Annotated in this window: 24 protein-coding genes; 23 read left to right on the forward strand and 1 reads right to left on the reverse strand. The window is 67.1% G+C overall.

What is annotated here, in order from left to right; all coding sequences use genetic code 11:
• The first annotated feature begins 6 nt into the window (after positions 1–6).
• The 10 genes from AC3ANW_RS12880 to AC3ANW_RS12925 all read left to right on the forward strand — a co-directional run bounded on the left by AC3ANW_RS12880 (position 7) and on the right by AC3ANW_RS12925 (position 11,491).
• Positions 7–945 (forward strand): ABC transporter permease, encoded by a 939-nt coding sequence (locus tag AC3ANW_RS12880; RefSeq protein WP_488341245.1) that lies wholly within the window; start codon positions 7–9, stop codon positions 943–945.
• Positions 946–949: 4 nt separating this feature from the next.
• The gene (locus tag AC3ANW_RS12885) at positions 950–1,840 is read left to right on the forward strand and encodes an ABC transporter permease (protein WP_488341246.1); all 891 of its coding nucleotides are present in this window, start codon (positions 950–952) and stop codon (positions 1,838–1,840) included.
• Positions 1,837–3,525, forward strand: coding sequence for a dipeptide ABC transporter ATP-binding protein (locus tag AC3ANW_RS12890; RefSeq protein ID WP_488341247.1), 1,689 nt, complete (start codon positions 1,837–1,839; stop codon positions 3,523–3,525). The genes AC3ANW_RS12885 and AC3ANW_RS12890 overlap by 4 nt, the downstream gene beginning before the upstream one ends.
• Entirely contained in the window at positions 3,458–4,540 is a 1,083-nt protein-coding gene (locus AC3ANW_RS12895) for a putative FMN-dependent luciferase-like monooxygenase (RefSeq protein ID WP_488341248.1), read from the forward strand. The genes AC3ANW_RS12890 and AC3ANW_RS12895 overlap by 68 nt, the downstream gene beginning before the upstream one ends.
• On the forward strand, positions 4,537–5,154 hold the full coding sequence (locus AC3ANW_RS12900; protein ID WP_488341249.1) for a CMD domain protein: 618 nt from the start codon (positions 4,537–4,539) through the stop codon (positions 5,152–5,154). The genes AC3ANW_RS12895 and AC3ANW_RS12900 overlap by 4 nt, the downstream gene beginning before the upstream one ends.
• Entirely contained in the window at positions 5,151–5,759 is a 609-nt protein-coding gene (locus tag AC3ANW_RS12905; protein ID WP_488341250.1) for an alkylhydroperoxidase domain protein, read from the forward strand. The genes AC3ANW_RS12900 and AC3ANW_RS12905 overlap by 4 nt, the downstream gene beginning before the upstream one ends.
• A gap of 32 nt (positions 5,760–5,791) precedes the next feature.
• Positions 5,792–7,090 carry an LLM class flavin-dependent oxidoreductase gene (locus AC3ANW_RS12910; RefSeq protein WP_488345418.1) on the forward strand — a complete coding sequence of 433 codons (1,299 nt, stop codon included), beginning with the start codon at positions 5,792–5,794 and terminating at the stop codon, positions 7,088–7,090.
• Positions 7,091–7,223: 133 nt separating this feature from the next.
• Positions 7,224–8,444, forward strand: a complete 1,221-nt coding sequence (gene argE / locus AC3ANW_RS12915) for an acetylornithine deacetylase (protein ID WP_488341251.1) — start codon at positions 7,224–7,226, stop codon at positions 8,442–8,444.
• A gap of 45 nt (positions 8,445–8,489) precedes the next feature.
• Positions 8,490–9,467 carry a tripartite tricarboxylate transporter substrate-binding protein gene (locus AC3ANW_RS12920; RefSeq protein ID WP_488341252.1) on the forward strand — a complete coding sequence of 326 codons (978 nt, stop codon included), beginning with the start codon at positions 8,490–8,492 and terminating at the stop codon, positions 9,465–9,467.
• Positions 9,468–9,631: 164 nt separating this feature from the next.
• The gene (locus AC3ANW_RS12925) at positions 9,632–11,491 is read left to right on the forward strand and encodes an AI-2E family transporter (protein WP_488341253.1); all 1,860 of its coding nucleotides are present in this window, start codon (positions 9,632–9,634) and stop codon (positions 11,489–11,491) included.
• On the opposite strand, the gene denD is transcribed toward AC3ANW_RS12925, so the two are convergent.
• The gene (gene denD / locus AC3ANW_RS12930) at positions 11,492–12,466 is read right to left on the reverse strand and encodes a D-erythronate dehydrogenase (protein WP_488341254.1); all 975 of its coding nucleotides are present in this window, start codon (positions 12,464–12,466) and stop codon (positions 11,492–11,494) included.
• A gap of 258 nt (positions 12,467–12,724) precedes the next feature.
• Here denD and AC3ANW_RS12935 point away from each other — a divergent pair, with 258 nt between their 5' ends.
• The 13 genes from AC3ANW_RS12935 to AC3ANW_RS12995 all read left to right on the forward strand — a co-directional run bounded on the left by AC3ANW_RS12935 (position 12,725) and on the right by AC3ANW_RS12995 (position 26,230).
• The gene (locus AC3ANW_RS12935) at positions 12,725–13,108 is read left to right on the forward strand and encodes a hypothetical protein (protein WP_488341255.1); all 384 of its coding nucleotides are present in this window, start codon (positions 12,725–12,727) and stop codon (positions 13,106–13,108) included.
• Between the two features lie 84 nt (positions 13,109–13,192).
• Positions 13,193–14,476, forward strand: a complete 1,284-nt coding sequence (locus tag AC3ANW_RS12940; protein WP_488341256.1) for a TolC family protein — start codon at positions 13,193–13,195, stop codon at positions 14,474–14,476.
• A 19-nt stretch (positions 14,477–14,495) separates the two neighbouring features.
• Positions 14,496–15,722: an efflux RND transporter periplasmic adaptor subunit gene (locus AC3ANW_RS12945; RefSeq protein ID WP_488341257.1), complete on the forward strand. Its 1,227-nt coding sequence runs from the start codon at positions 14,496–14,498 to the stop codon at positions 15,720–15,722.
• A 10-nt stretch (positions 15,723–15,732) separates the two neighbouring features.
• On the forward strand, positions 15,733–18,906 hold the full coding sequence (locus AC3ANW_RS12950) for an efflux RND transporter permease subunit (RefSeq protein ID WP_488341258.1): 3,174 nt from the start codon (positions 15,733–15,735) through the stop codon (positions 18,904–18,906).
• Positions 18,907–19,079: 173 nt separating this feature from the next.
• Positions 19,080–19,490 (forward strand): RNA-binding regulator, encoded by a 411-nt coding sequence (rbp, locus tag AC3ANW_RS12955; protein ID WP_488341259.1) that lies wholly within the window; start codon positions 19,080–19,082, stop codon positions 19,488–19,490.
• Between the two features lie 214 nt (positions 19,491–19,704).
• On the forward strand, positions 19,705–19,950 hold the full coding sequence (locus AC3ANW_RS12960; protein WP_488341260.1) for a c-type cytochrome: 246 nt from the start codon (positions 19,705–19,707) through the stop codon (positions 19,948–19,950).
• Positions 19,947–20,699 (forward strand): leucyl/phenylalanyl-tRNA--protein transferase, encoded by a 753-nt coding sequence (gene aat / locus AC3ANW_RS12965; RefSeq protein ID WP_488341261.1) that lies wholly within the window; start codon positions 19,947–19,949, stop codon positions 20,697–20,699. Before AC3ANW_RS12960 ends, aat begins: the two co-directional genes overlap by 4 nt.
• Positions 20,696–21,445 (forward strand): arginyltransferase, encoded by a 750-nt coding sequence (locus AC3ANW_RS12970; RefSeq protein WP_488341262.1) that lies wholly within the window; start codon positions 20,696–20,698, stop codon positions 21,443–21,445. Before aat ends, AC3ANW_RS12970 begins: the two co-directional genes overlap by 4 nt.
• 47 nt (positions 21,446–21,492) lie before the next feature.
• The gene (locus AC3ANW_RS12975) at positions 21,493–22,281 is read left to right on the forward strand and encodes an IclR family transcriptional regulator (RefSeq protein WP_488341263.1); all 789 of its coding nucleotides are present in this window, start codon (positions 21,493–21,495) and stop codon (positions 22,279–22,281) included.
• A 76-nt stretch (positions 22,282–22,357) separates the two neighbouring features.
• Positions 22,358–23,215, forward strand: a complete 858-nt coding sequence (locus AC3ANW_RS12980; RefSeq protein WP_488341264.1) for a hypothetical protein — start codon at positions 22,358–22,360, stop codon at positions 23,213–23,215.
• Positions 23,216–23,374: 159 nt separating this feature from the next.
• Positions 23,375–24,571, forward strand: a complete 1,197-nt coding sequence (locus tag AC3ANW_RS12985) for a methyl-accepting chemotaxis protein (RefSeq protein ID WP_488341265.1) — start codon at positions 23,375–23,377, stop codon at positions 24,569–24,571.
• A gap of 126 nt (positions 24,572–24,697) precedes the next feature.
• Positions 24,698–25,684: a TRAP transporter substrate-binding protein gene (locus AC3ANW_RS12990; RefSeq protein WP_488341266.1), complete on the forward strand. Its 987-nt coding sequence runs from the start codon at positions 24,698–24,700 to the stop codon at positions 25,682–25,684.
• A 3-nt stretch (positions 25,685–25,687) separates the two neighbouring features.
• Positions 25,688–26,230 carry a TRAP transporter small permease gene (locus tag AC3ANW_RS12995; protein WP_488341267.1) on the forward strand — a complete coding sequence of 181 codons (543 nt, stop codon included), beginning with the start codon at positions 25,688–25,690 and terminating at the stop codon, positions 26,228–26,230.
• The last annotated feature ends 11 nt before the right edge of the window (positions 26,231–26,241 follow it).

Genomic DNA, 26,241 nt, shown 5'->3' on the forward strand with positions numbered 1-26,241 from the left:
GGACCGGTGAACCACCTGCTATTGCGCCGTGTCGGCCAGGCCCTGCTGGTGCTGTGGGCGGCCTTCACCGCCTCCTTCGTGCTGCTGCAGGCGCTGCCCGGCGACGCGATCCTGATCAAGTTCCTGGACGGCGACCTGGGCCTGAGTCCGGAACAGCTGGCCGACATTCGCGCCAGCTACGGCGCCGACCAGCCGCTGTGGGCGCAATACGGCCACACGCTGCTCAACTTCCTGACCGGCGACTTCGGTTATTCGGTGCAGGCCGGCGTGCCGGTCAGCCGCAACCTGGCGACCAGCCTGCCGCCCACGCTGCGGCTGGCGGCGCTGGGGTTCGGGGTGGCGCTGTTGCTGGCGCTGGGCCTGGCTTGGCTGTCGCAGCAGGGGCGTTTCGCCTGGCTGCGATCGGCTTTCGCCGCCCTGCCCTCGCTGTTCATATCGGTGCCGGTGTTTTGGCTGGGCATCATGCTGATCCAGGTTTTTTCCTTCCGGCTCGGCTGGATCCCGGTGATCGCGCCCGGCCCCTGGGAAGGCCTGGTGCTGCCGGTGCTGACGCTGGCCGTGCCCATTTCCGCACCGCTCGCGCAGATCTTCATGCGCAACGTCGACCAGGTGCTGACCCAGCCCTTCGTGGCGGTGGCCCGCGCCAAGGGACTCAGCCGCAACGCGGTGCTGTGGCGGCATGTGGCGCGCAATGCGGTGCTGCCGGTGCTGACCATCGCCGGTGTGCTTTTCGGTGAACTGCTGGCCGGTGCGGTGGTCACCGAGGCGGTGTTCGGCCTGAGCGGCCTGGGCAGCCTCACCCAGCAGGCGGTCAACAACCAGGACACCGCCGTGCTGCAGGCCATCGTGGTGATTTCGGCGACCTCCTTCGTGCTGATCAGCCTGGCGGTCGATCTGCTGTATCCCCTGCTCGATCCGCGGCTGCGCAGCCGCCCGGGAACCTGACGCCATGAGCACACCCTTCATCTACTCACAGGCCGCGGCCTCTTCGCAGGCGCACGGTGCGCCGTTCCTGCCGACGGCATGGAAACGGTTGAGGCGCACGCCCGTCACCCTGGCGCTGGCGGTGCTGGTCATCGCCGTCGTGGCGGCGTGGGCGCTGGCACCGGGCTGGTTCGCCGGCCAGAACCCGATACAGGGCGTGGCGCGCCAGCAGCTGCTGGCGCCGGATGCGGCGCACTGGTTCGGCACCGACGGGCTGGGCCGCGACCTGTATGCACGCGTGGTGTACGGCTCGGTGCATTCCTTGTCGGGGGCCTTCGTGGCGGTGGCCGTCGGGCTGGTGCTGGGCACGTCCGTCGGCCTGCTGGCCGGTGCCGTCGGCGGCTGGGTGGACGATGTCCTGATGCGTTTCGTCGACGTCCTGCTGGCGGTGCCGGCGCTGCTGCTGTCGCTCAGCATCATCATCATCCTGGGCTTCGGCACGGTGAACGCAGCCATCGCGGTGGGCGTCGCATCGGTCGCCGGTTTCGCGAGGCTGGTGCGGTCGGAGGTGGTGCGGGTGCGGCGGGCCGACTATGTGGAAGCCGCCTTCGGCAGCGGCGGGCGTTTCCTGCCGGTGCTGTGGCGCCATGTGCTGCCCAATTCGCTGACCTCGGTCATCGGGCTGGCCGCGCTTCAGTTCGGTTCGGCCATCCTGTCGATCTCCACCCTGGGTTTCCTGGGTTACGGCGCGCCGCCGCCGACACCCGAATGGGGTCTGCTGATCGCCGAAGGGCGCAACTACCTGTCGACCGGCTGGTGGCTGACCACCGTGCCGGGCCTGCTGGTGGTGCTGGTGGTGCTGTCGGCGAACCGCATCGGCCAGGCTTTTGCCAATCACTCGAAGGACCGGAAATGAGCATGCTTTCCCTGGTGAAACCCACCGTCCTGGAACTGGAAGACCTCCACATCGCCTACACCGACCACGGCCGGGAACAGCCGGTGGTGCACGGTGTCTCGCTGACCGTCGCGGCCGGTGAAGTGGTCGCCCTGGTCGGTGAATCCGGCTCTGGCAAGACCACCACCGCGCAGGCCGTCATCGGCCTGCTGGCGGACAACGGCCGGCTGACGCAAGGCACCATCCGGCTCAACGGCCAGGACATCACCGGCTGGTCGCAGAAGCAGCTCGACGGCATCCGCGGCCGGGTGGTCAGCCTGATTCCGCAGGACCCGACCAGTTCGCTGAACCCGGTGCAGACGGTGGGCCAGCAGATCGCCGAGATATTGAAGATCCACCGCCAGGTGCCGCGCGGCGCGGTGGCCGGCCGGGTGGTCGAACTGCTGGCGCGGGTGGGACTTTCGCAACCCGCGCTGCGTGCCACGCAGTACCCGCACGAGCTTTCGGGCGGCATGAAACAGCGGGTGCTGATCGCCATCGCCATCGCGCTGCAACCCGCGCTGATCATTGCGGACGAACCGACCAGCGCGCTCGACGTGACGGTGCAGCGGCGCATCCTCGACCTGATCGACGAACTGCGGCGTGAATTCGGTACCGCCGTGCTGATGGTGACCCACGACCTGGGCGTGGCCGCCGACCGGGCCGACCGGCTGGTGGTGCTGCAGGGCGGGCGGGTGCAGGAACAGGGCCGCACCGCCGCGGTGCTGGCCGAACCGCAGAGCGCCTATACCCGCCGCCTGCTCGCCGATGCGCCATCGCTGGCGATGACGGATTTTCGGCCTGCGCCGGCTGCCGGATCGGTGACGGACGACGCCATCGTGGTCAACGACCTGGTTCATGAATTTTCGCTGTCAGGCCGTCGCGAGACCTTCCGCGCGGTGGACGGCGTGAGCTTCAGGGTGCGGCGAGGCAGCACCCACGCCATCGTCGGCGAGTCGGGTTCGGGCAAGACCACCACGGTGCGTGACGTGGTGGGATTCCAGAAGCCCACTTCGGGCCGCATCTTCATCGACGGCGTGGACGTGGCCGGCCTGCGCGGCGAGGCGCTGCGGCAGTTCCGGCGCAAGGTGCAGCTGGTGCACCAGAACCCGTTCACCTCGCTGGACCCGCGGCAGACGGTGTTCCGCATCATCGAAGAACCGCTGCTGAACTTCGAACCGGTGAATGCCGAAGAACGTGTTCGCCGGGTGAACGAGATCCTGCAGCAGGTCGGGCTGCCGGCCGGCTTGCTGCAACGCCGTGCCCGCGCACTTTCGGGCGGCCAGCGCCAGCGGGTGGCGATCGCCCGCGCGCTGGTTTTGCGGCCCCAGGTGCTGGTGCTGGACGAAGCCGTGTCGGCCCTGGACGTCACCGTGCAGGCGCAGATCCTGGCGCTGCTCGAAAAGCTGCAGAAGACGCTGGGCCTGACCTATCTTTTCATCTCGCACGACCTGTCGGTGGTGCGGCAGGTGGCCGACACGGTGTCGGTGCTGCAGGGCGGCCGGCAGGTCGATAGCGGCCGGGTGCAAGACGTGTTCCTGCGACCCGGCAGCGACTACACCCGTGAACTCATCGCGGCCATTCCCGGCCGGGCCATCCATGACGACGAACTTGAAATCTTCCCCGAAACCGCCGCTTCGCATCGGCTTCTTCACAAGACTGCTTGACGCGGTTCCGGCCGCCGAACGTTACCGGCTGGCCGCCGCCCAGGTGCGCCATGCCGAGGTCTGGGGATTCGACTCGGCCTGGGTGGCGCAGCATCATTTCCGTGCGGAAGAAGGCGGACTGCCGTCGCCTTTCGTCTTCCTGGCGCACTTGGCGGCGCAGACCCGTCGCATCCGCCTGGGCACCGGCATCGTCACCCTGCCGATGGAAAACCCGCTGCGGGTGGCCGAAGACGCCGCGGTGCTCGACCTGCTGTGCCACGGCCGGCTCGAGCTGGGCGTCGGCAACGGCGGCACGCCGTCTTCCTTCACCGCATTTTCGCTGCACCACGACGACCGAGGGGCGCTGTTCGACCGACACCTCGCAGTCGTGCGGGATGCCTGGGCCGGCCGGCCGCTGACGGGCGGCGACCGGCTTTACCCCGCCGCCCCGCAGCTGGCCGACCGCATCTGGCAGGCCACGTTTTCGACGGCGGGCAGCGCACGGGCCGGCCGGGCAGGCGACGGGCTGATGCTGTCGCGCACCCAGCCACGGCCGGCCAATGCACCGCAGGCCACGCTGGCCGACATCCAGCTGCCGGTGATCGACGCCTATCGCCAGGCCCTGCCGGCCGGCGTGGCACCGCGTGTGCTGGCTTCGCGCAGCGTGTTCGTGGCCGACGACCGGCGCGAGGCGCGGCGGCTGGCCGAACTGGGCCTGCGCCGTTCCGCGCAACGGCTTTCGACTCCGGAGCGCCCGCTGGCCGGTGCGTCGCTGGACACCTTGCTGAGGGCTTTCGACGCCCATGTCGGCACACCCGACGAAGTGGTGGCATCGTTGCGCGCGGACCGCACGCTGATGCAGGCGACCGAGCTGAGCTTCCAGGTGCACAGCATCGACCCGCCGCACGGCGACATCCTGCGGTCCATCGAACTCATCGCCACCCAGGTGGCGCCGGCGCTGGGATGGTCGCGGGCCGACAATGCGGACCCATCCAGTCCCAGGGAACGTTTTTCACAGGAGTCCTTTTCCGCATGAGCCACCCACCAACGGATGTCATCGACCACCTGGTCGGCACCCTTCCCGGCAGCCCGCTCGACCGGGTTCGACAGCACCGGGCCACCGCCCGTGCCAACGCGCAGCAGAGTTATCTGGCGCTGTTCGCACCGGAAGCACCGGGGCGTTTCTCGCTGGCCGAACGTTTCGCGCTGGCCGCCTTCGTGGCGAACCTGCACCGCCAGCCGGCCGTCGCCGCCTTCTACGCCGACGGCCTGCCCCTGGCGGCCGTCATCGAACAGGTGGCGACCCGCGGCCTGACCCAGGGGCCGTACGGCCGTTTCCCGGCCGGCCCGCTGAGCGCAGAAGACGAGGGCGGCCTGAATTTCGCCCTTGACGAAACCGAACGCGCCGCGCTGGGCAAACCGCTGGCCGCCGCCTTCGAACATGCACATCTGCTGGTGTTCCATCCGCGAGATGCCCGGCCGGAGCATCTGCAGGCGTTGCTCGACGCCGGCTGGTCGACCACCGGGATCGTGACGCTGTCACAGCTGGTGGCGTTTCTTTCCTTCCAGATCCGGGTGATTGTCGGCCTGCGTGCCCTGGCCGCCAGCCCCGCCCCCGTCACTTCCAACACCGCAAAGGCCCAGGCATGAGCGATCAGATCGTCACCCACACCGATGTCGACGTACCTGCCGTCTTCACCCAGGCCCAGCTCGAATGGCTGCCGTGGCTGGAACCCCTGCCGGCAGCCGAACTGACCGAGCGCCACCATGCCGGCCTGGTCGATCCGTCGCGCGCCAAGTCGCCCTATTTCATGCTGCTGGCACGCGACCCGGACATCCTGGGAGCCCGCACCCGCACCGACAAGGACATCTTCTACAACCCCGACGCCGGCCTGCCGCGCGCCGAGCGGGAACTGTCGGCCGCGGCCACCTCGCGCCTGAACGGCTGCATCTACTGCGCTTCGGTGCACTCGCGGTTTGCGTCCCACCATTCGCACCGGACCGAAGACGTGCAGCGACTGCTGGACGAGGGAGTTTCGGTCGATATCGACCCGCGCTGGAACACCGTCATCGAGGCATCCGTGGCGCTGACCGAAACACCGCTCGAATTCGACACCGGCCACATCGAACGCCTGCGTGCCCAGGGCCTGGACGACAACGCGATCTCGGACGTGATCCACGGCGCGGCCTTCTTCAACTGGGCGAACCGGCTGATGTTGTCGCTGGGCGAGCCACAACAAAAAGCCGGCACGTGACCCGTACCCGAAAACTCCACCTGGGCGCTTTCATGCGCCCGGTCAGCATCCATACCGGCGCCTGGCGTTATCCCGGCGCCTATCCGGATGCCAACTTCAATTTCGCCCACCTGAAACGTTTTGCGCAGACGCTGGAACGGGCGAAGTTCGACGCTTTCTTCATGGCGGACCACCTGGCCCTGCTGAACATGCCGATGGCCGCGCTGCAGCGCAGCCATACCGCGACATCGTTCGAGCCGTTCACGCTGCTGTCCGCGCTGAGCCAGGCGACCGGACACATCGGCCTGGTGGCGACGGCGTCGACCACCTTCGACTCGCCTTTCCACATCGCCCGGCGTTTCGCGTCGCTGGACCACATCAGCGAGGGCCGCGCGGGCTGGAACATCGTCACCACCTCCAACCCGGACGCGGCGCTGAACTTCGGCCTGGACGACCACATGGAGCATGACGAACGTTATGCCCGCGCCCGCGAGTTCTACGACGTGGTGACCGGCCTGTGGGACAGCTGGGCCGACGACGCCTTCGTGCGTGACGCCGAAAGCGGCATCTTCTTCGACCCGGCCAAATTGCACACGCTGGACCACCGGGGCCGCTACCTGTCGGTGAAAGGGCCGCTGCACATCGCCCGGCCGCCGCAGGGCTGGCCGGTGATCGTGCAGGCCGGCGCATCGGACGCCGGCCGCCAACTGGCCGCCGAGACGGCCGAGGTGATTTTTGCCGCACACGGCAGCCTCGGCGAGGCGCAGGCCTTCTATGCCGACATGCAGCGCCGCCTGGCGGCCGTCGGCCGCGCGGGTGATTCTTTGAAGGTGCTGCCCGCCGCCTTCGTGGTGGTCGGCGACACGGTGGAAGAAGCGCGCGCCATCCGCGCCAGGCTCGACAGCCTCGTGCACTACGAAAGCGCCATCGCTTCGCTGTCGATCGCGCTCGGCCACGACGCATCGACGTTCGACCCCGACGGCCCGCTGCCGGAGATTCCCCAGACCAACGCCAGCCGCAGCAGCCGCGAACGCGCCATCTCGCTGGCCGAACGTGAGGGCCTGACGGTGCGGCAACTCGCGCAGCGCCTGGGCGGTTACGGCGGCATGGCCTTCGTCGGCACCGCGCAGACCATCGCCGACGAAATGGAAACCTGGCTCGACACACCCGCCTGTGACGGTTTCAACGTGATGTTCCCCTGGCTGCCCGGCGGGCTCGACGCCTTCACGGAGAAGGTGGTGCCCGAGCTCCAGCGGCGCGGCCTGTTCCGCACCGAGTACGAGGGCCGCACCCTGCGTGAGAACCTGGGGCTTCAGAGGCCGCCGAACCGCAACTTTCCGAACGGAACCTGATTCCGCCTCGAAAAAACCCGGTCGGGCAAGGGGCAGCTGGCGCAAAGCCAGTCCCGCGTTGGTATCTTCGGCGCTCTCGCGGTGCCGACCTGGCCGCGCGCTCATCCAGATTCAAGCCAGAAAGATCCACGCCATGAACGCCCCATTCGTTCCCGCAGCCGTGCAGGCCGCCGCCACACAAGCCCTCGCCGCCCTGCCGCTGATCGAAAAATGGATTTCCTTCGCCTCGGTCTCGCGTGACAGCAACCTGCCGCTGATCGAGTGGACGAAGGACTACCTCGCCTCCTTCGGCATCGAGAGCCAGCTGACCTTCGACGACACCGGCCGCAAGGCCAACCTGTGGGCCACGCTGCCGGCCGAGAACGGCGAAACCAAGGTCGGCGGACTGGTGCTGTCCGGCCACACCGACGTGGTGCCGGTGGACGGACAGCCCTGGGACACAGACCCTTTCACCGCCACCGTCATCGGCGACCGCATGTTCGGCCGCGGCGTGACCGACATGAAGGCCTACAGCGCGACCGTGCTGACGATGGTGCCCGAGCTGGTCAAGCGAAAACTCAAGCGCCCGGTGCACCTGGCCTTCAGCTACGACGAAGAAGTCGGCTGCATCGGGGTGCGCCGGCTCATCGCGCAGATGGTCGACCAGGGCTTTCGCCCGGCCGGCTGCATCGTGGGCGAACCGACCGGCATGCAGGTGGTCATCGCGCACAAGGGCAAGCATGCCTACAAGACCACGGTGCGAGGCCACGAGGCGCATTCCTCGCTGACGCCGCTGGGCGTGAACGCTGTGGAGATCGCCTGCGAGTTCGTCGCCAAGCTCAAGGGCATGGCGCGCCGGCTGGCGACCGACGGCCCTTTCGACCCGTACTTCGACGTGCCCTTCACCACGGTGCATACCGGCGTGATCGACGGCGGCACGGCGCTCAACATCATTCCGCGCCTGTGCGAGGTGACCTGGGAGATACGCCACCACCACCTGGATTCACCGGTGCAGCTGTTCAACGAGGCCAAGGAATTCGCCGACAGCCTGGTCCCGGCCATGCAGGCGGTGGCGCCGGACACCGGCATCAGCCACAAGCTCAATTCGGTGCTGCCGGGTTTTGCCACCGAAGCCGACAGCGACATCGCGCAGATGTGTTTTCGCTGCGCCGAAGTCGATGGCGCCAGCGCCGCGGTGAAGGTGTCTTTTGGCACGGAAGCTGCGTTGTTCCATCAGGTGGGCGTGCCCACCATCGTGTGCGGCCCCGGCCATATCGCCCAGGCCCACCAGCCCAACGAATGGGTGACGCTGGAACAACTGGCCTGGTGCGAACGTTTCATGCGCCGCCTGGCCGACGAGATCTGCGTCGGCTGAAGCCCTGCTTTACCTTTTCCATCAACCTGTTTTCTGGACTCATCCATGACCGTCGACCGCCGTAAATTCCTGGGCAACAGCATTGCGCTGGCTGCCGCCGCCACCGCCTCGGGCTCGGTGTTCGCCCAGGCCAGCGCCAAGATCGAACACATCGTCGTGCCCTTCGCCGCCGGCGGTGTGCAGGACATCCTGGCCCGCTCGTTTTCCACAGAACTCGGCCTGGCCCTGGGCGAGACGGTGCTGGTCGAAAACCGCGCCGGTGCCGGCGGCACCGTGGGCACCGGTTTCGTCGCCAAGTCGGCGCCGTCCGCGCAATACATGGTGATGGCCGCGGCCAGCCACAACATCGCCGGCAGCCTGTACACCAAGCTCAACTACGACCCGCAGAAGGACTTCACGCCCATCGCCCACATCGGCACCGCCGACTACGTGCTGATGATTCCGGCCGACGTGCCCGCCAAGAACGCAGCCGAGTTCATCCGTTACGCCAAGGCCAACCCCGGCAAGATGAACTACGCCACCAGCGGGGTCGGCAGCGCCACCCACCTGGCGATGGCGTATTTCTGCGGCCTGGCCGGCATCGAGGTGGTGCACATCCCGCTGAAAGCCACCGGCGAAGCCATCAACGAGGTGATCTCCGGCCGCGCCCAGGCCGTCATCGCCGCCAGCATCGGCGCCCTGGCATTCACCAACGACAGCCGTGTGCGCCTGATCGGCGTCACCTCCGTCAAGCGCTCCAAGTACCTGCCGAACGTGCCGACCATCGCCGAAAGCGGCCTGCCGGGTTACCAGTTCGATTCGTGGTTCGGCCTGCTCGGCCCGGTCGGCATCGCACCCGCCCATGTGGCCAAGGTCAATGCCGCCGTCAACGGCCTGCTGGAGAACCCGGTGATTTTGGAACGCCTGGACAAACAGGGCATCACGCCCAAGGCCATGAGCAGCGCCGACTTCGCCCGGCTGCTGGCGGTCGACTACAAACGCATGGCCGAGGTGGTGAAGGCATCGGGCGCGACCATCGACTGATGGTCCGACGACCCGGGGCCGGGCAGCGCAGGCGGCCATGAAGACCGCCACCGCCGGCCCGCCGCTGGGTCGGTCACATCGGACAGCGTTCGCGCGGCGACCTGACCGGGTGGCGGATACAGCCGGAGCCCATTGATACGTCCGCTGCGTTTAAGCTGCCGGGCATGACCCCAGGTGACGGCCCCAATCCTCCTCCGGCCGTGCCGGATTCCATCCGCTACGCGGTCAACATCCTGGCGGGCGCCGCCATCCTGGGACTGCTGTACCTGGGTCGCGAAATACTGGTGCCGTTCACGCTGGCGGTCATTCTCAGCCTGCTGATCGCACCGCTGGTGCGGGTGTTCCGGCATCGTCGGCTCGGTCAGGTGACCTCGGTGCTGTCGGCAGTGGGACTGGTGATGATGGTGCTTGCTGGCATTACCGTCGCCATCGTGATGCAGGTGGCCGCCATGAGCGAGAAGCTGCCCGAATACGAACAGACGCTGCGCGCCAAGCTGCAGGTGATGGAGACCGCCACCCTCGACCGGCTGCAGGCGATGGAGGGCGATGCCACCAACATCATCGGCCCGCCGCCGCCGCTGCGGCGGGGCCAGACCCGCACCGTGCCGGTCGAGATCCACGAGCCGCGGCCCAACGCTCTGTCGCTGGTGTGGCGGCTGGTTTCTTCGGTATGGGCGCCGCTTGGCACCACCGCCATCGTGCTGGTCACGCTGGTCTTCGCGCTGATCGAACACGAATCCCTGCGCGACCGGTTCATCAGGCTGGCCGGCGGCGACCTGCGTGCCACCACCCATGCACTGAACGATGCGGGCGACCGGCTGTCGCGTTATTTCGTGTCGCAGCTGGCGGTGAATGCCGGCGTCGGCACGTTTGTCGGCCTCGGCCTGGCGCTGATCGGCGTGCCGCAGGCGCTGCTGTGGGGCACGCTGACCGCGCTGCTGCGTTTCGTCCCCTACGTCGGCATTTTCCTGGCGGCGGGCAGCGTGGCGCTGTTCACCGCCGCGGTCGATCCGGGCTGGACCCTGTGCGTGGCGGCGATGGCGCTTTTCGTGGCGGTGGAAGTGGTGGTATCGCAGGCGGTCGAGCCCCTGCTTTATGGTCACACGACCGGTCTGTCGCCGATTTCGGTGGTGGTCGCAGCCATTTTCTGGAGCTGGATCTGGGGCCCCATCGGACTGCTGCTGTCGACGCCGCTCACGTTGTGCCTGGTGGTCGCGGGGCGCAACGTCAAGGGGTTGGCGTTTCTCGACATATTGTTCGGCGACACGCCGGCACTGACCTTGTCGCAGCGCTTCTACCAGCGCGCGCTGGCGGGCGATGCGCACGAGCTCATCGCCGACGCCCGCAAGTACCTGGCACGCAACCCGCTGGCGCGGTATTGCGACGACGTGCTGGTGCCCGCCCTGCAACTGGCCAGCCTGGACTTCGCGTCCGGCAGCATCTCGCCGGTACAGCAGCAGAACGTGCGGCAGGCGATGGCGTCGGTGCTGGGGCAGTTCGGGCCCGAACAACATCGCAAGCACCGGCAGCGCAACACCACGCCGGCCGCCGAAGGCGCCGGCCTGGGCCAGGACCTGCGCCGCCAGCGCGAAGCGGTGCTGGGGCGTTACCAGGGTTCGCTGGACGTTGCGCCAGGCTCCGTCGCGCTGTGTGTGGGGCTGGGCTCCTACCGGGACGACCTGGGCACCGAGATCCTGGTGCGGGTGCTGCGCGACGCCAAGGTGGATGCCCGCCATGTCTCCATCGCCGACTTCGAGCAGCAGCCCGGCGAGGCGCGGCCCGACACCCTCGGCATCGTGTTCATCGTCAGCATGGTCCCCGAGCTGGAATGGGAGCGGGGCGACGCACTGGCCGCCACCCTGCGCCGCCGCCTGCCGGGCGTGCCGGTGGTGGCGGTGTTTCCGGGCACGCCGCCTTCCGCCGCGCAGGGCGCCGAGCAGGAGCAGACCCTGGACGGCGTGACCCGGTCCTTCACCGGGTCGCTGGAAGAAATGGTGCGGCGCTTTCCGCCGCAAGCCGCCTGATCAGCGGCGCAGGTACTGCTCGATGACGCTGCGGTAATCGGTGTCGGGCTTCAGGCCCAGTCGCTGCGCCCGCTGGCTGTCGATGCGCGACGGCCAGGCACCGACGATCCGTTCGACGGCCGGATCGCGTTCGAAACGCACCCGCCGCGCCGCCGCGTCACCGCCGACTTCGGCGAGCGCGGCCAGCATCTCGCGCACCGTCACCGTCAGCGCAGGCAGGTTGAGGGCCGTGCGTCCGCCGAAGGCTTCGCGGCTCGCTTCTGCTACTGCCAGGATGCCGGCTACGGTGTTGTCGGGTGATGCCAGGGCGACCGCCGTGTCCAGGGCCACCGGACAGACGGCTTCGATGTCGGCCAGCGGTTCGCGCACGATGCCCGACAGGAAGCTGGATGCAGCGCCGTTGGGTTTGCCGGGCCGCACCGACACCGTCATCAGCCTTGCGCAACGGCCGTCGATGAAACCCTTGCGGGTGTAGTCGGCCACCAGCTGCTCGCAGATGAACTTGTGGATGCCGTAGCTGGACTGGGGCGTGGGCAGGGTCCGGTCGTCCACCAGCGCGGGCAGCGGCAGTGCGGGGTCGGAACCGAAGACCGCGACCGACGACGAAAAGAAGAACAGCGGCGCCTTGCCGGTGCGCAACGACTGGGCACGGCAGGCGTCCAGCAGTGCGCGGGTGCTGTCGAGGTTGGAACGCAAACCGAGCTCGAAATCGGCCTCGCATTCGCCGGACACAGCGGACGCCAGGTGAAACACGGCATCGTGTGGCTGGGCCATCAGCGCGGGCAGCTGGCTCAGCAGGTCGCCGGCATGGCAACGTGCACGGGGATCGGTTCGCAGCGTTTCGTCAGGGTTCTCGAACAGGTCCGACAGCAGCAGCCTTTCGATGGGCTGTCCGCACAGCGTGCCGCGTTGCAGCAGCCGGCGGGCGAGCAGCGAACCGAGAAAACCGGCGCCGCCTGTGATCAGGATCTTCATCTGCAGTGTCCCCTCCCATGTTGGAGGCGACACCTTAAACCGCGGCGGGGCCGGCGCGGACTGCGGTTTCTTCTCTTGTTTCGACGAAAAGATTCAGCGCGGCCCCTGGATGCCGACCTGGACACCAAGGGATTTCGTGCCGGTCATCCAGGTGGAAAGATCGGTCGCCAGGCATTTTCCACCTGGCTGCGGACGGACCTGGTGCCGCAAGGGGTCTCCGAGGCGGCGACCGGTCGGCTTTTTGCTACATTCGCGGCCATGTTCAAACGTCTGGCCGTCATCCTCATGCTGGTGCTGCTGCATCTGCAGTGGGGTCTCGCCCAGGCGCACGATTCGGCCGAAGAGATCCGGGGCCTGGCGGTGGCGGCGGCTTTCGCCGACATGCCCGCTGCCATCGACGCAGAAAACCAGGCCCATTCGCAGGAGCCCGGCGGCGTCTGCCAGTTCCATGACCTGGCGCACAGCCTGGCATTGGCCGCTTTGGGCGACGGCTGGGGCACCGCAGGCAGATTGCCGGCGCAGTCGCGATGGGGCCGTGCCGACAGCCCGCTGGCGTCGGGCGTTCCGGCCATGATCGACCGGCCGCGCTGGCCGTACGACGCGTCTGCCGTGGTGGGCCGTCTGATCCCGTCCGTCTCCTGATCTTCCCCTGGCAGCCCCCGGCTGCACGGCGCGGGGAACGGCGCGCAGGTCCACCGAAGTCTTGTCGACACTTCGGAGTCTCCCTTGTCCATTTTTCGCCTCTCCGGGGCGGGCCGCATTTTGCTGCCCCTCCTGCTGGGCTGCGCCGGCCCTGCCGCGCTGGCCCAGTCGTCCGCCCCGCCTCCCATCACCCTCGATACCGCCATCGCGCAGGTGCTGCTGCGCAACCCGGAAATCGCCGCCGCCGGCCGTGAACGACAGGCGACCGAGGGCGCCCTGCTGCAGGCCGGCCTGCGCCCCAACCCCGAGCTGTCCGCGCTGGAAGAAGACCTCCGCCGCGGCCGCCGCACCACCACGCTGCAGCTGACACAGCCCATCGAGCTGGGTGGCAAACGCGAAGCGCGCACCAGTGCGGCAGCGCTGCGGCGCGACCAGGCCGGGCTGGCGCTGCAGCAATCGCGTGCCGACATTCGGGCGGCCACGGTCGGGCTGTTCGTGGACGTGCTGGCCGCCCAGCAGCGCCGGCAGCTGGCTGCGGATTCCATCGTCCTGGCCGAGAACGCCAGCCGCGCCGCGCAGCAGCGGGTGCTGGCCGGCAAGGTATCGCCGGTGGAAGAAACCCGGGCGCGTGTGGCCGAGGCCGCCGTGCGGGTCGAAGCGCTGCAGGCCGATGGCGCGCTGCGTTCGGCCCGCCAAAGGCTGGCAGCCCTGTGGGGCGAAAGGCCGGCGGCCGGCAGCGAAGGCGTGGCGGTGGCCGGCCAATTGGGCCTGCCTCCAGCCGAGATGGCCGAACCGCCGCAGGACGGCCTGCTGGCGAACGCGCCGGTGCTGGCGCAGGCCCGCATCGAGCTGGAACGGCGCCAGGCCCTGGTCCGGGTCGAGACCGCCGCCACCGTGCCCAACATCTCGGTGACGCTGGGCGCCAAGCGCGCACAGGAATCCGGCGTGACCCAGGCCGTCGTCGGTTTCTCGGTCCCGCTGCCGGTATTCGACCGCAACCAGGGCAACCTGGCCGAGGCGCTGCGCCGCGAAGACAAGGCGCGTGACGAACTTGCCGCCACCGAACTGCGGCTGGGCAGCGAACTGGCGCAGGCGCAGGAGCGTCTGCGTTCGACCCGAGCCGAAGCCCTGACGCTGCAGCGCGATGCCCTGCCCGGCGCACGCGAAGCTTTCGATGCCGCGTCACGCGGTTTCGCCCTGGGCAAGTTCAGTTTTCTGGAAGCCCTGGACGCGCAGCGCACCTGGTTCCAGGTGCAGGCGCAGGCGCAGCGCACGCTGGCCGACAGCCTGCGCGCCGCCGTCGAGATCGAACGGCTGCTGGGCGTCGCCGACGACCGCTCCCGCCTCACCCCTTTCCTGATGCCCTGAGCGGCGCACGAGTTCAAACATGACCCAATTTCCGAAGACATCGAACGCCCGCCGCCAGGTGGTGGCCATCGCCGTGATCGTGATTGCATCCGCACTGGCGGGCGCGTGGATCCTGCGCGGCGGCGGCCCTGCCGCGACCACGTCTGCCGAAAAGCACGAAGGACACGCCGAAAACGACGAACACAAGGAAGGCGAACCGCACGAAGAACCCGCCGGCCATATCGACCTGCCCGACAGCCAGCTGGCGGCTGCCGGCATCAGCCTCGAACCAGCCGCACCCGGGCGCATCGCCACCAGCCTGCAACTGCCCGGCGAGATCCGTTTCGACGAGGACCGCACCGCTCACGTGGTGCCGCGTGTGGCAGGTGTCGTCGACGCGGTGATGGTCCAGCTGGGCCAGCAGGTGCGCCGCGGCGACGTGCTGGCGGTGCTGTCCAGCACCACCTTGTCCGAACTTCGCAGCGAGTCCCTGTCGGCACAGAAACGTGCCGAACTGGCCCGTACCACCGCCGACCGCGAAGAGCGCCTGTGGCGCGACCGGATCTCCGCCGAACAGGACTATCTGACGGCCCGCCAGGCCCGGCAGGAAGCCGACATCGCCGCCGCCAACGCCAGCCAGAAACTGCGCGCCCTGGGCGCAAGCGCCGCCGGAAGCGCGGCCGGCCTCGCGCGCTACGAACTGCGTGCGCCGTTTGACGCCATGGTGGTCGAGAAACACCTGGCCCTGGGTGAATCGGTGAAGGAAGACGCCAATGTGTTCACGCTTTCCGACCTGTCCCACGTGTGGGCGGAAATCGCCGTGCCGGCCAGCCAGCTGACCGCCGTGCGGGTGGGTGAACAGGTCACCGTGCGTTCGACCTCGTTCGACCAGAGCGCCCGAGGCAAGGTCGCCTACGTCGGCTCGCTCCTGGGCGAACAGACCCGCAGCGCCACCGCACGGGTCACCCTGCCCAACCCGCAACTGGCCTGGCGGCCGGGGCTGTTCGTCACCGTTTCGCTGGAACAGGCAGCCGCGGACGTGCCGGTCAGCGTGCCTTCGGAAGCACTGCAGACGGTGGATGGAAAAACGGTGGTGTTCGAAAAGGTGGCGGGCGGATTCGTGCCGCGTGTGGTGACGGTCGGGCGTGCCGCCGGCGGCCGCACCGAGATCGTCCAAGGCCTGGCCGCCGGCACGCAGTTGGCGGCCAGCGGCAGCTTCGTGGTGAAGGCGCAGCAGGGCAAGGGCTCGGCTTCGCACGGCCACTGAGGATCACGCCATGTTCGAGAAACTCATCCGATTCGCGATCCATCAGCGCTGGCTGGTGATGCTCGCCGTGCTGGCCATGGCCGGCCTGGGCGTTTTCAGCTACCAGCGCCTGCCCATCGACGCAGTGCCCGACATCACCAATGTGCAGGTCCAGATCAATACGGCCGCTGCAGGTTATTCGCCGCTGGAGGCCGAGCAGCGGGTCACCTATCCGGTCGAAACCGCGCTGGCGGGATTGCCGGGCCTGCAGCAGACGCGATCCATCTCGCGCTACGGGCTTTCGCAGGTGACCGCCATCTTCGACGACGGCACCGACGTGTTCTTCGCCCGGCAACTGGTGGGCGAACGCATCCAGTCGGTGCGCGACCAGTTGCCCGCCGGCACCAGCCCGGCCATCGGGCCTGTGTCCACCGGCCTGGGCGAGATCTACCACTGGACGGTGGAAGCAGACGAAGCCGCCCGCCGGCCCGACGGCCGGCCCTACACGCCCACCGACCTGCGGGAAATCCAGGACTGGGTGATCCGGCCGCAGATGCGCACCGTGAAAGGCGTGACCGAGGTCAACACCATCGGCGGTTTCGCCAAGGAATACCAGGTCGCGCCCGACCCCGAAAAACTGGCCGCATACGGCCTGGGGCTGGACACGCTGGTCAACGCGCTGGAACGCAACAACGGCAATGTGGGCGCCGGCTACATCGAGCGTCGCGGCGAGCAATATCTGGTGCGTGCGCCCGGCCAGCTGAAGTCGGTCGAGGACATCGGCGACGTCATCCTGCGCAGCGTCGACGGCGTACCGGTGCGTGTGCGCGACGTCGCCACCGTGGGCATGGGCCGTGAACTGCGCACCGGCGCGGCCACCGACAACGGCCGCGAGGTGGTGCTGGGCACCGTCTTCATGTTGATCGGCGAGAACAGCCGAACCGTGTCACGGGCGGTCGACGCGAGGCTGCAGCAGATCAACCGGCAACTGCCCGAGGGTGTGAAGGCGGTGACGGTCTACGACCGCACGGTGCTGGTCGACAAGGCCATCGCCACGGTGCGCACCAACCTGCTGGAAGGCGCGGTGCTGGTGGTGGTTGTGCTGTTCCTGTTCCTGGGCAACATGCGCGCGGCCCTGATCGCCGCGGCGGTGATTCCGCTGGCCATGCTGTTCACCTTCACCGGCATGGCCAGCCAGAAGATCAGCGCCAACCTGATGAGCCTGGGTGCGCTCGATTTCGGCATCGTGATCGACGGCGCGGTGGTGATCGTGGAGAACTGCCTGCGCCGCCTCTCCCATGCCCGCGCAGCCGCGGGCAGGCCGCTGCGACAGGAAGAACGTTTTGACGAAGTGTTCGCCGCGGCCAGGGAGGCACGCCGGCCGCTGCTGTTCGGCCAAGCCATCATCGTGGCGGTGTACCTGCCGATCTTTGCGCTGGGCGGGGTCGAGGCCAAGCTGTTCCACCCGATGGCCCTGACCGTGGTCATCGCCCTGGTGGGCGCCATGCTGCTGTCGATCAGTTTCGTGCCGGCGGCGATCGCGATCTTCATCCGCGACGGCGGTGTCGAAAAAGAAAACCGCCTGATGGCCTGGAGCCGCCGCGTCTACGAACCGCTGCTCGACTGGGCCCTGAGAACGCAGGCGGTGGTGCTGGCGGCGGCGCTGGTGGCCGTCGTGCTTGCCGCGCTGCTGGCCGCCCGCCTCGGGACCGAGTTCGCTCCCAGCCTGGGCGAAGGCGACTTCGCGCTGCAGTCCTTGCGGGTCCCGGGCACCAGCCTCACGCAATCGGTCGCCATGCAGCAGCAGATCGAACGCACCCTGAAGGCGAAGTTCCCCGAGATAGAACGGGTGTTCGCCCGCACCGGCACCGCCGAGATCGCGGCCGACCCGATGCCGCCGAACATCTCCGACGGCTACATCATGTTGAAACCCGAGCAGGACTGGCCGGCGCCGCGCCGCAGCCGCGAACAACTGAGGCTGGCCATCGAGGAAGTGGTGGAGCAGATACCGGGCAACGCCTACGAGTTCTCGCAGCCGATCCAGCTGCGCTTCAACGAACTCATATCGGGTGTGCGCAGCGATGTGGCCGTGAAGGTGTTCGGCGACGACATGGCCGTGCTGGACGCCACTGCGACCAAGCTCGCCAAGGTGCTATCGGGGCTGGCAGGCGCGTCCGAAGTGAAGGTTGAACAGACCACCGGACTGCCGATGCTCACCGTGGAAATCGACCGCGCACGCACGGCGCGTTACGGGCTGAACGTCGGCGACGTGCAGGACGCGGTGGCGACCGCCGTCGGCGGCCGGCCCGCCGGCACCGTGTTCGAAGGTGATCGCCGCTTCCCGGTCACCGTGCGCTGGCCCGACGCGCTGCGCAGCGACCTGGACGCCATAAGGCGCCTGCCGATCGCCCTGCCCGCCACCGCGGCCACCGAAGGGCGACCGAAGTTCATTCCGCTCGGCGACATCGCCACCCTGCAGATCGCTTCGGCCCCCAACCAGGTCAGCCGCGAGGACGGCAAACGCCGGGTTGTCGTCAGCGCCAATGTGCGCGGCCGCGACCTCGGCTCGTTCGTGGCGGACGCCCGGCAGGCGGTCGATCAGGTGCCGCTGCCGCCCGGCGCATGGATCGGCTGGGGCGGCCAGTTCGAGAACCTGCAGTCGGCCAGCCAGCGCCTGCAGCTGGTGGTGCCGCTCGCGCTCGCCGTGGTGCTGGCGCTGCTGTTTGCCATGTTCGGAAGCCTGAAGGACGGGCTGCTGGTCTTCACCGGCATTCCCTTCGCCCTGACCGGCGGCGTGCTGGCGCTATGGCTGCGCGGCATTCCGCTGTCCATCTCGGCGGCGGTGGGCTTCATTGCCCTGTGCGGCGTCGCGGTGCTGAACGGGCTGGTGATGCTGGCCTTCATCCGGCAGTTGCGCGAGGAAGGCCGGTCGCTGGACGAAGCCATCCGCGAAGGCGCCCTCACCCGGCTGCGCCCCGTGCTGATGACCGCGCTGGTGGCATCGCTGGGTTTCGTTCCGATGGCGCTGGCCACTGGCACCGGTGCGGAGGTGCAACGTCCGCTCGCGACTGCCGTGATCGGCGGAATCCTGTCGTCCACCCTGCTGACGCTGCTGGTGCTGCCGCTGCTGTATCGGCTTGCACATCGGCGTGACGGTGCCATCACCAAAACACGACCTAGGGAAGGTACTAACGGTTATTTTTGAAAGTTTCGGTGTGCCGGCCGGAAAAACGTCAAATCACGATGATAATGACGTCACGTTTGTGCAGTCTCACTGTGCAGGCGTGTTAGGTGATTGGTTAGTTTCGCGCCACAGCGCTATTTTGAATGTTGTGATTTGGGACTCCATCGCTTTTTTCGGTTCAATTTGGAGTCCCTATGGGCAAAAAACTTTACGTAGGCAATCTGTCCTACAGCATTCGTGATAACGACCTCCAACAAGCTTTCGGCGAATACGGTGTTGTCACCTCCGCCAAGGTCATGATGGAACGTGAAACCGGCCGTTCGAAGGGCTTCGGCTTTGTCGAAATGGGCACCGACGCTGAAGCGCTGGCTGCCATCGAAGGCATGAACGGCCAACAACTCGACGGTCGCGCTCTGACCGTCAACGAAGCTCGCCCGATGGAACCCCGTCCGGCCGGCGGCGGCTACGGCGGCGGCGGTGGCCGTTCGGGTGGCGGCGGCGGCTACGGTGGTGGCGGCGGCGGCGGTGGTTACGGCGGCGGCGGTGGCCGTTCCGGCGGTGGCGGCGGCTACGGTGGTGGCGGCGGCGGCCGCGGCGGCTACTAAGCCCTGCGCTCCCCTCTCACGCAAGTGATAAAAAGGCTCCTCGGAGCCTTTTTTCGTTTCTGACCGTATTTCCGTTACACCGATTCAAAATTCCCGGAACGCTGTGATGAACACCAGGCAGTTTTTGCGAACCTGGCCGTGGGCCATTTGCGCGTTTTTCCACACCATGGTTTTTGCGGCCGACAGCGTTGCCACACCTTCCACATCTGCGGACGTGCAAAAACTGGTCGACCACTACAGTTGCATGTCCTGCCACGGTCTGGTTCACAAACAGGTCGGCCCCGGTTTTACGCAGATCGCGGATCGTTACCGCAGCGATCCGACCGCGGCCGTGACGCTGGCGACCCGTTTGCGCACCGGCACGGTCGGCCGGTGGGGCCGGCTGGTAATGCCCCGGCAGGCCCACATGACCGAGGCCGAATCGCTAATGCTGTCCCGCTGGGTGCTGGCGCGGCCATGACTCGAGCGCTGCCCTGGCTGGAAGCCGACGAACGTTTTCCCAAGCTCTCCGATGCGTGGGGCGCCAGCGACCCCGCACCCGGCTTGCTGGCCGCGGGTGGTGCGCTCGAGGTCGACAACCTGCTGCGAGCCTACAGCGCCGGCATTTTTCCGTGGTTCAGCGATGGGCAGCCGATCCTGTGGTGGAGCCCGGACCCGCGTATGGTGCTGCGCACCGAAAACTTTAGGCTGCACCGTTCGTTTCGAAAGACGCTGCAGAATTTCGTCCGAGCACCGGGCGCGGAGATCCGTTTCGACCACGACTTCCGCGCGGTGATCTCGGCGTGTTCCGGCGCCGCGCGCCCGGGCCAGGACGGCACCTGGATCCTGCCGCCGATGGTCGAAGCGTACAGCCGCCTGCATGCCGCGGGTCATGCCCACAGCGTCGAGACCTGGATCGACGGCGACCTGGTAGGCGGGCTATATTGCGTGAACGTCGGCGGCGCAGTGTTCGGCGAATCCATGTTCGCCCGCCGTACCGACGCTTCGAAGATCGCCCTGTCGGCCCTGGTGGCCTTTTGCCGACACCACGCCATCGCCGCCATCGACTGCCAGCAGAATACCCGCCACCTGGCGTCGATGGGCGCGTCCGAGATGTCGCGCGCCAATTTCGTGCAGGAAGTACAGCAGGCGATCAGAACGCCGCCGCCCGACTGGAAATACCTCCCCGTATACTGGGAAACACTCCTTTCCAGCCCACCATCCGCGTGACGCAACTCAAGGAACTTCCTCTACACGCCTTGCAGTTCTATGCAACGGCGCCCTACCCTTGCAGCTACCTGCCTGACCGGCAGGCACGCTCGCAGGTGGCCACGCCCGGGCACCTGATCCACAACGACGTCTACAGCGAACTCATCGCCAAGGGTTTCCGGCGCAGCGGCATGTTCACCTATCGCCCCTACTGCGACGGCTGCCAGGCTTGCCAGCCACTGCGGGTGCGGGTGGCCGATTTCAAACCCGACCGCAGCCAGCGCAGGGCGCAGAGCCAGCATGCCAGCCTCCAGGAACGGGTCATCAAGCTGTGTTTCGTGCCGGAGCACTACCAGCTCTACCTGCGCTACCAGAACGGCCGCCACGCCGGTGGCGGTATGGACCACGACAGCATCGACCAATACACCCAGTTCCTGCTGCAAAGCCGGGTCAATTCGCGGCTGGTCGAATTCCGCGATCCGCCCGTGGGTGACGCGCCGGGCGTGTTGCGTATGGTGTCCATCGTCGACGTGGTCGACGACGGCATTTCGGCGGTCTACACCTTTTACGATCCGGACCCGGTCGCCAGCTACGGCACCTATGGGGTGCTGTGGCAGATCGCCCAGGCGCGCAGCCTGCGACTGCCCTTCGTCTACCTGGGCTACTGGATCGAACAGAGCGACAAGATGCGCTACAAGACGCGTTTCCGTCCCTACGAATTGCTGGTCGATGGTGAGTGGCGCGACGCTACTGCAGCCAACGGTTGATTTCACCTTATAAAATGACAGCAATCCAGCTCCGGCGGTTTGCCTTCATGAAAAAAACAGACAACGACACTCCGGCAACTCCCAACGTCCAGGTGATCGAACGCATGTTCGCGCTGATCGACGTCCTCGCCTCTCGTGAAGAGGCGATTTCGTTGAAGGAGATCAGCGAGCGCACCGGACTGCATCCGTCCACCACCCACCGCATCCTGAACGACCTGGCCACCGGCCGCTTCGTCGACCGCCCCGAAGCCGGCAGCTATCGGCTCGGCATGCGCCTGCTGGAGCTTGGCAACCTGGTCAAGGCACGCCTGTCGGTGCGCGATGCGGCACTGGCGCCGATGCGCGAACTCCACCGCCTGATCCAGCAGCCGGTCAATCTCAGTGTTCGCCAGGGCGACGAGATCGTCTACATCGAACGTTCCTACAGCGAACGCTCCGGCATGCAGGTGGTTCGAGCCATCGGCGGACGGGCGCCGCTACACCTCACGTCGGTCGGAAAGCTTTTCCTGGCCGCCGACGACACGCAGCGGGTGCGCGCCTACGCCACCCGCACCGGACTGGCCGGCCACACCCGCAACAGCATCACCGACCTGCCAGTGCTGGAACGTGAACTGTCCCGTGTGCGCCAGTACAGCACCGCACGCGACAACGAAGAGCTGGAACTCGGAGTGCGCTGCATGGCGGCGGGCATCTACGACGACCAGGACAAACTGGTGGCTGGACTGTCGATCTCGTCGCCGGCCGACCGGCTGGACGAAAGCTGGCTGGCCAAGCTGGAATCGACTGCCGGCGAAATCTCGACCTCGCTGGGGCACCGCCCGCCGAAGCCGCGCTGAACGGCGCACTTCGATGGCGGCCGCTCCGGTTACAAGTCCTCGCGCAGACCGGATCCGACGCTTCTAGCATGGGCCGATGCAGAAATTCCACTCGCGCCTCCGCCCCGTCACCCTGGCTTTTGTAGCCGTCCTGATGGCCGCAGGTGCCCCCAGGGCGCAAACGGCGCCCGGTACTGCCGACACACTCAGGCAGCGTTATGACAGCCTGGGCGGCGCACTGCAGAACAACGCATTCGGCCGGCCGCTGGTGCTGGAATCTTCCGAGAACAAGGACCAGCTTGCCGGCAACATCTATGCCGTGGTGGACCGGCCCTTCGCCAGCGTTTCCACCGCGCTGCAGAGTCCCGGCAACTGGTGCGAGGTGCTGATGCTGCACCTCAACACCAAATACTGCGCACCGCAGCAGGCCGCGGGCGGCACCACCCTGGCGGTCAGCGCCGGACGCAAGTTCGACCAGCCGCTGGAGCAGGCGCAAAAGCTCGTCTTCAGCTATACCGTCGCCGCCGCGACGGACCGCTGGCTCGACGTGCGCCTGTCGGCCAAGGAAGGCCCGCTATCGACCCGCGACTACCGGATCGCGCTCGAAGCCACGCCGCTGCCGGGCAACAAGACTTTCATCCACCTCGGTTATTCGTACGCCTACGGCACCGCCGCAAGGCTGGCGATGCAGGCCTACCTTTCCACCCTGGGTCGCGACAAGACGGGTTTCACCAGCGGTGGAATCCGCGGTGTCGTCGAACGCAACACCATGCGTTATTACCTGGCCATCGACAGCTTCCTGGCGGCGCCCACCGTCGCACAGCGCGAAGCCCGCGCCGCCGCCTGGTTCGATGCAACCGAGCAGTACGCGCCGCAGCTGCATGAAGTGGATCGCGACGATTACCTCGCCATGAAACGCAACGAGTTCAAGCGCCTGCAACAGACGCCGCCCTGAGTCCTGCGAAACCCGTGGAACGGCGCGACCCGAGGGTAAGCCCGGATCCAGTCACGCCGGCCAGGAGCCGAAACCGCTGGGGTTGACCGCTATATTTGTTAGTCGCTGTAACTGCGATGAATGCGGCACCCCACTTAACGGCTCCCAAGGAAACACAGCGTGTTCGACAACATGAAGATCGGGTCGCGTCTGGCCCTCGGTTTCGGAATTCTTCTGGTCCTGATGGCGGCGCTCATCGCCATCGCCCTGTACCACGTCGAGGTGCTGGGTGCCTCGGCACAGACGCTGTCGGCAGCACGCGCCGCAGCGGAAGTCAGCGCGGCGCGCTATCAACTGGCAGGTATCGGCGTGCTGGGCCTGCTGATTGCACTGGGCTTCGCCATCTCCCTGACCCGCAGCATCACGACACCGTTGAACGAGGCGATCTACATTGCCGAAACCGTGGCCGCCGGTGACCTCAGCCAGGAGTTCGCCACCGAACGCGGCGGCGACTTCGGTCGCCTGCTCGGCGCGCTGGGCACCATGGAAGACACCCTCACCGACCTGGTCGGCCGCATCTCGCAATCGACCAATGCCATTGCCCTGGCGTCCGGCGAAATCGACAGCGGCAACCAGCATCTTTCCGAACGCACCGAACAGCAGGCCTCGTCACTGGAACAGACGGCATCGAGCATGGAAGAGCTCACTGCCACCGTGCGGCAGAACGCCGACCGCGCCCAATCGGCCAGCGGACTGGCGGTCACGGCGTCGGGCATTGCCGAGCGCGGTGGCGTGGTGGTCGGCCAGGTGGTGCAGACCATGAACGCCATCAGCGGCAGTTCACGCAAGATCGTGGACATCATCCAGGTCATCGAAGGCATTGCATTCCAGACCAACATCCTGGCGCTGAACGCCGCGGTCGAAGCGGCGCGGGCGGGCGAACAGGGTCGCGGTTTCGCAGTGGTTGCCGCCGAGGTGCGCAACCTGGCGCAGCGCAGCGCGGTGGCTGCGCGCGAGATCAAGGAACTCATCGCCAATTCGGTCTCGCATGTGCAGAGCGGCTCGCAACTGGTCGACCAGGCTGGCAGCACCATGCACGAAATCGTGACGGCGGTTCAAGGCGTCAGTTCCATTCTGGGCGAGATCTCGGGTGCCCTGAGCGAGCAGAGCGCCGGCATCGCGCAGGTCAACCAGGCGGTTTCCAACATGGACGGCGTGACCCAGCAGAACGCAGCGCTGGTCGAGCAGGCCGCCGCCGCCGCGTCCGCACTGTCCGACCAGGCCCGCGCACTCAAGACGGCGGTCGGCGAATTCAAGCTCGACGACGAACCGCCACCGGCCGCCAACAACGGCCAGATGCGCGCCATCGCAGCCTGAGCCGGCGGTCTGGCACCGAATTTGCGACAGTCGATTCGATGCACCTTTTCCGGGTTCAATCCATTTGATACGTGCCTGCCCATGCAGGCCCCTCGCCGACCGTACCGTCATTCAGGAGCTTTCGAAGTGAATCGCCATTCCGTCCGCAGCATCGCACTGGCCGCCACCCTGGCGCTGGCTTCCGTCGCCGCCTTCGCACAGGCCCGCTGGGACCTGCCGACCGCTTACCCGGCATCCAACTACCACACCGAAAATATCGTCCAGTTCGCCAAGGACGTGGACGCCGCCACAGGCGGCAAGCTGAAGATCACGGTGCATGCCAATGCATCGCTGTTCAAGGCGCCCGAAATCAAGCGGGCCGTGCAAAGTGGCCAAGCCCAGGCCGGCGAGATATTGCTGGCCAACTTCGCCAACGAAAACCCGATCTACGCACTCGACGGCGTGCCTTTCCTTGCGACCACCTACGCCGACTCGCGCCGCCTCTACGAAGTGTCCAAACCGGCCACCGAAAAACTGCTGGCCGCGCAGGGCATGAAGATCCTGTTCTCGGTGCCGTGGGCGCCGCAGGGCATCTACAGCAAACGCGAAGTCACCTCGGTCGCCGACCTGCGCGGCATCAAGTGGCGCGCTTACAGTCCGGCCACCGCCAAGATCGCCGAACTCATCGGCGCACAGCCGGTGCAGATCCAGCAGGCCGAACTCAGCGCTGCCATGGCCACCGGTGTCATCGAAGCCTTCATGACGTCCGGGTCGACCGGCTACGACACCAAGACCTACGAATACATCAAGAACTTCTACGACACCCAGGCGTGGATTCCGAAGAACATGGTTCTGGTCAATGCCAAGGCTTTCGCGGCGCTCGACCCGGCGACCCAGGCTGCCGTCACCAAGGTTTCGGCTGACGCAGAATCGCGCGGCTGGAAGATCGCCGAAGAGAAGAACGCCGAATACAAACGCCTGTTGGCCGAGCGCGGCATGAAGATCCTGAAGCCCTCGCCCAAGCTCGACAGCGACATGCGCCAGGTCGGCGGCATCATGCAGGCCGACTGGCTGAAAGCAGCCGGTACAGACGGCGCGGCCATCGTCGATGCCTATCGCGCGGCCAAGAAGTAAGCCGTGAACACGTTCCGACGGGGCCTCGGCCGTGTCATCGACGCGGCGGGTGCCCTGGGCGCCTGCTGCGTGGTGGCGATTTTCATCCTGATGATCGTGGCCGGCGTGGGCCGCCAGTTCAACTGGCATGTCAGCGGCGTCAACGATGTGGTGGCCTGGCTGTGCGCCTCCGCCGCCTTCCTGGCAATGGCCCATGCGTTTCGCCACGGCGACTTCGTGCGGGTGACATTGCTGCTCGAAAAACTGCCGGCCGGCCCGCGCCGGGTGTTCGAGATCTGCTGCCTGGCCATCGCCACCGTATCCGTGGCCTACCTGGCATGGTCGGCGACCGCCTTTACCTGGGAGAGCTACGAATACGCCGAAATGGCGACCGGCCTGGTGGTGATCCCGATCTGGATCCCTCAGGCAACCTTCGTGGTCGGCTCGTGGCTGCTGCTGGCCGCGGTGGTCGATGAATTGGTCACCGTGCTGCAGGGCAGCGTACCCAGCTACCAGCGTGCCATCGAAGAACGCCACGCCGCTGGCGACTTCTCTTCCGACGTCTAACCGATCTCCCC

It is taken from the genome of Xylophilus sp. PBN-3R (genome assembly GCF_057747805.1).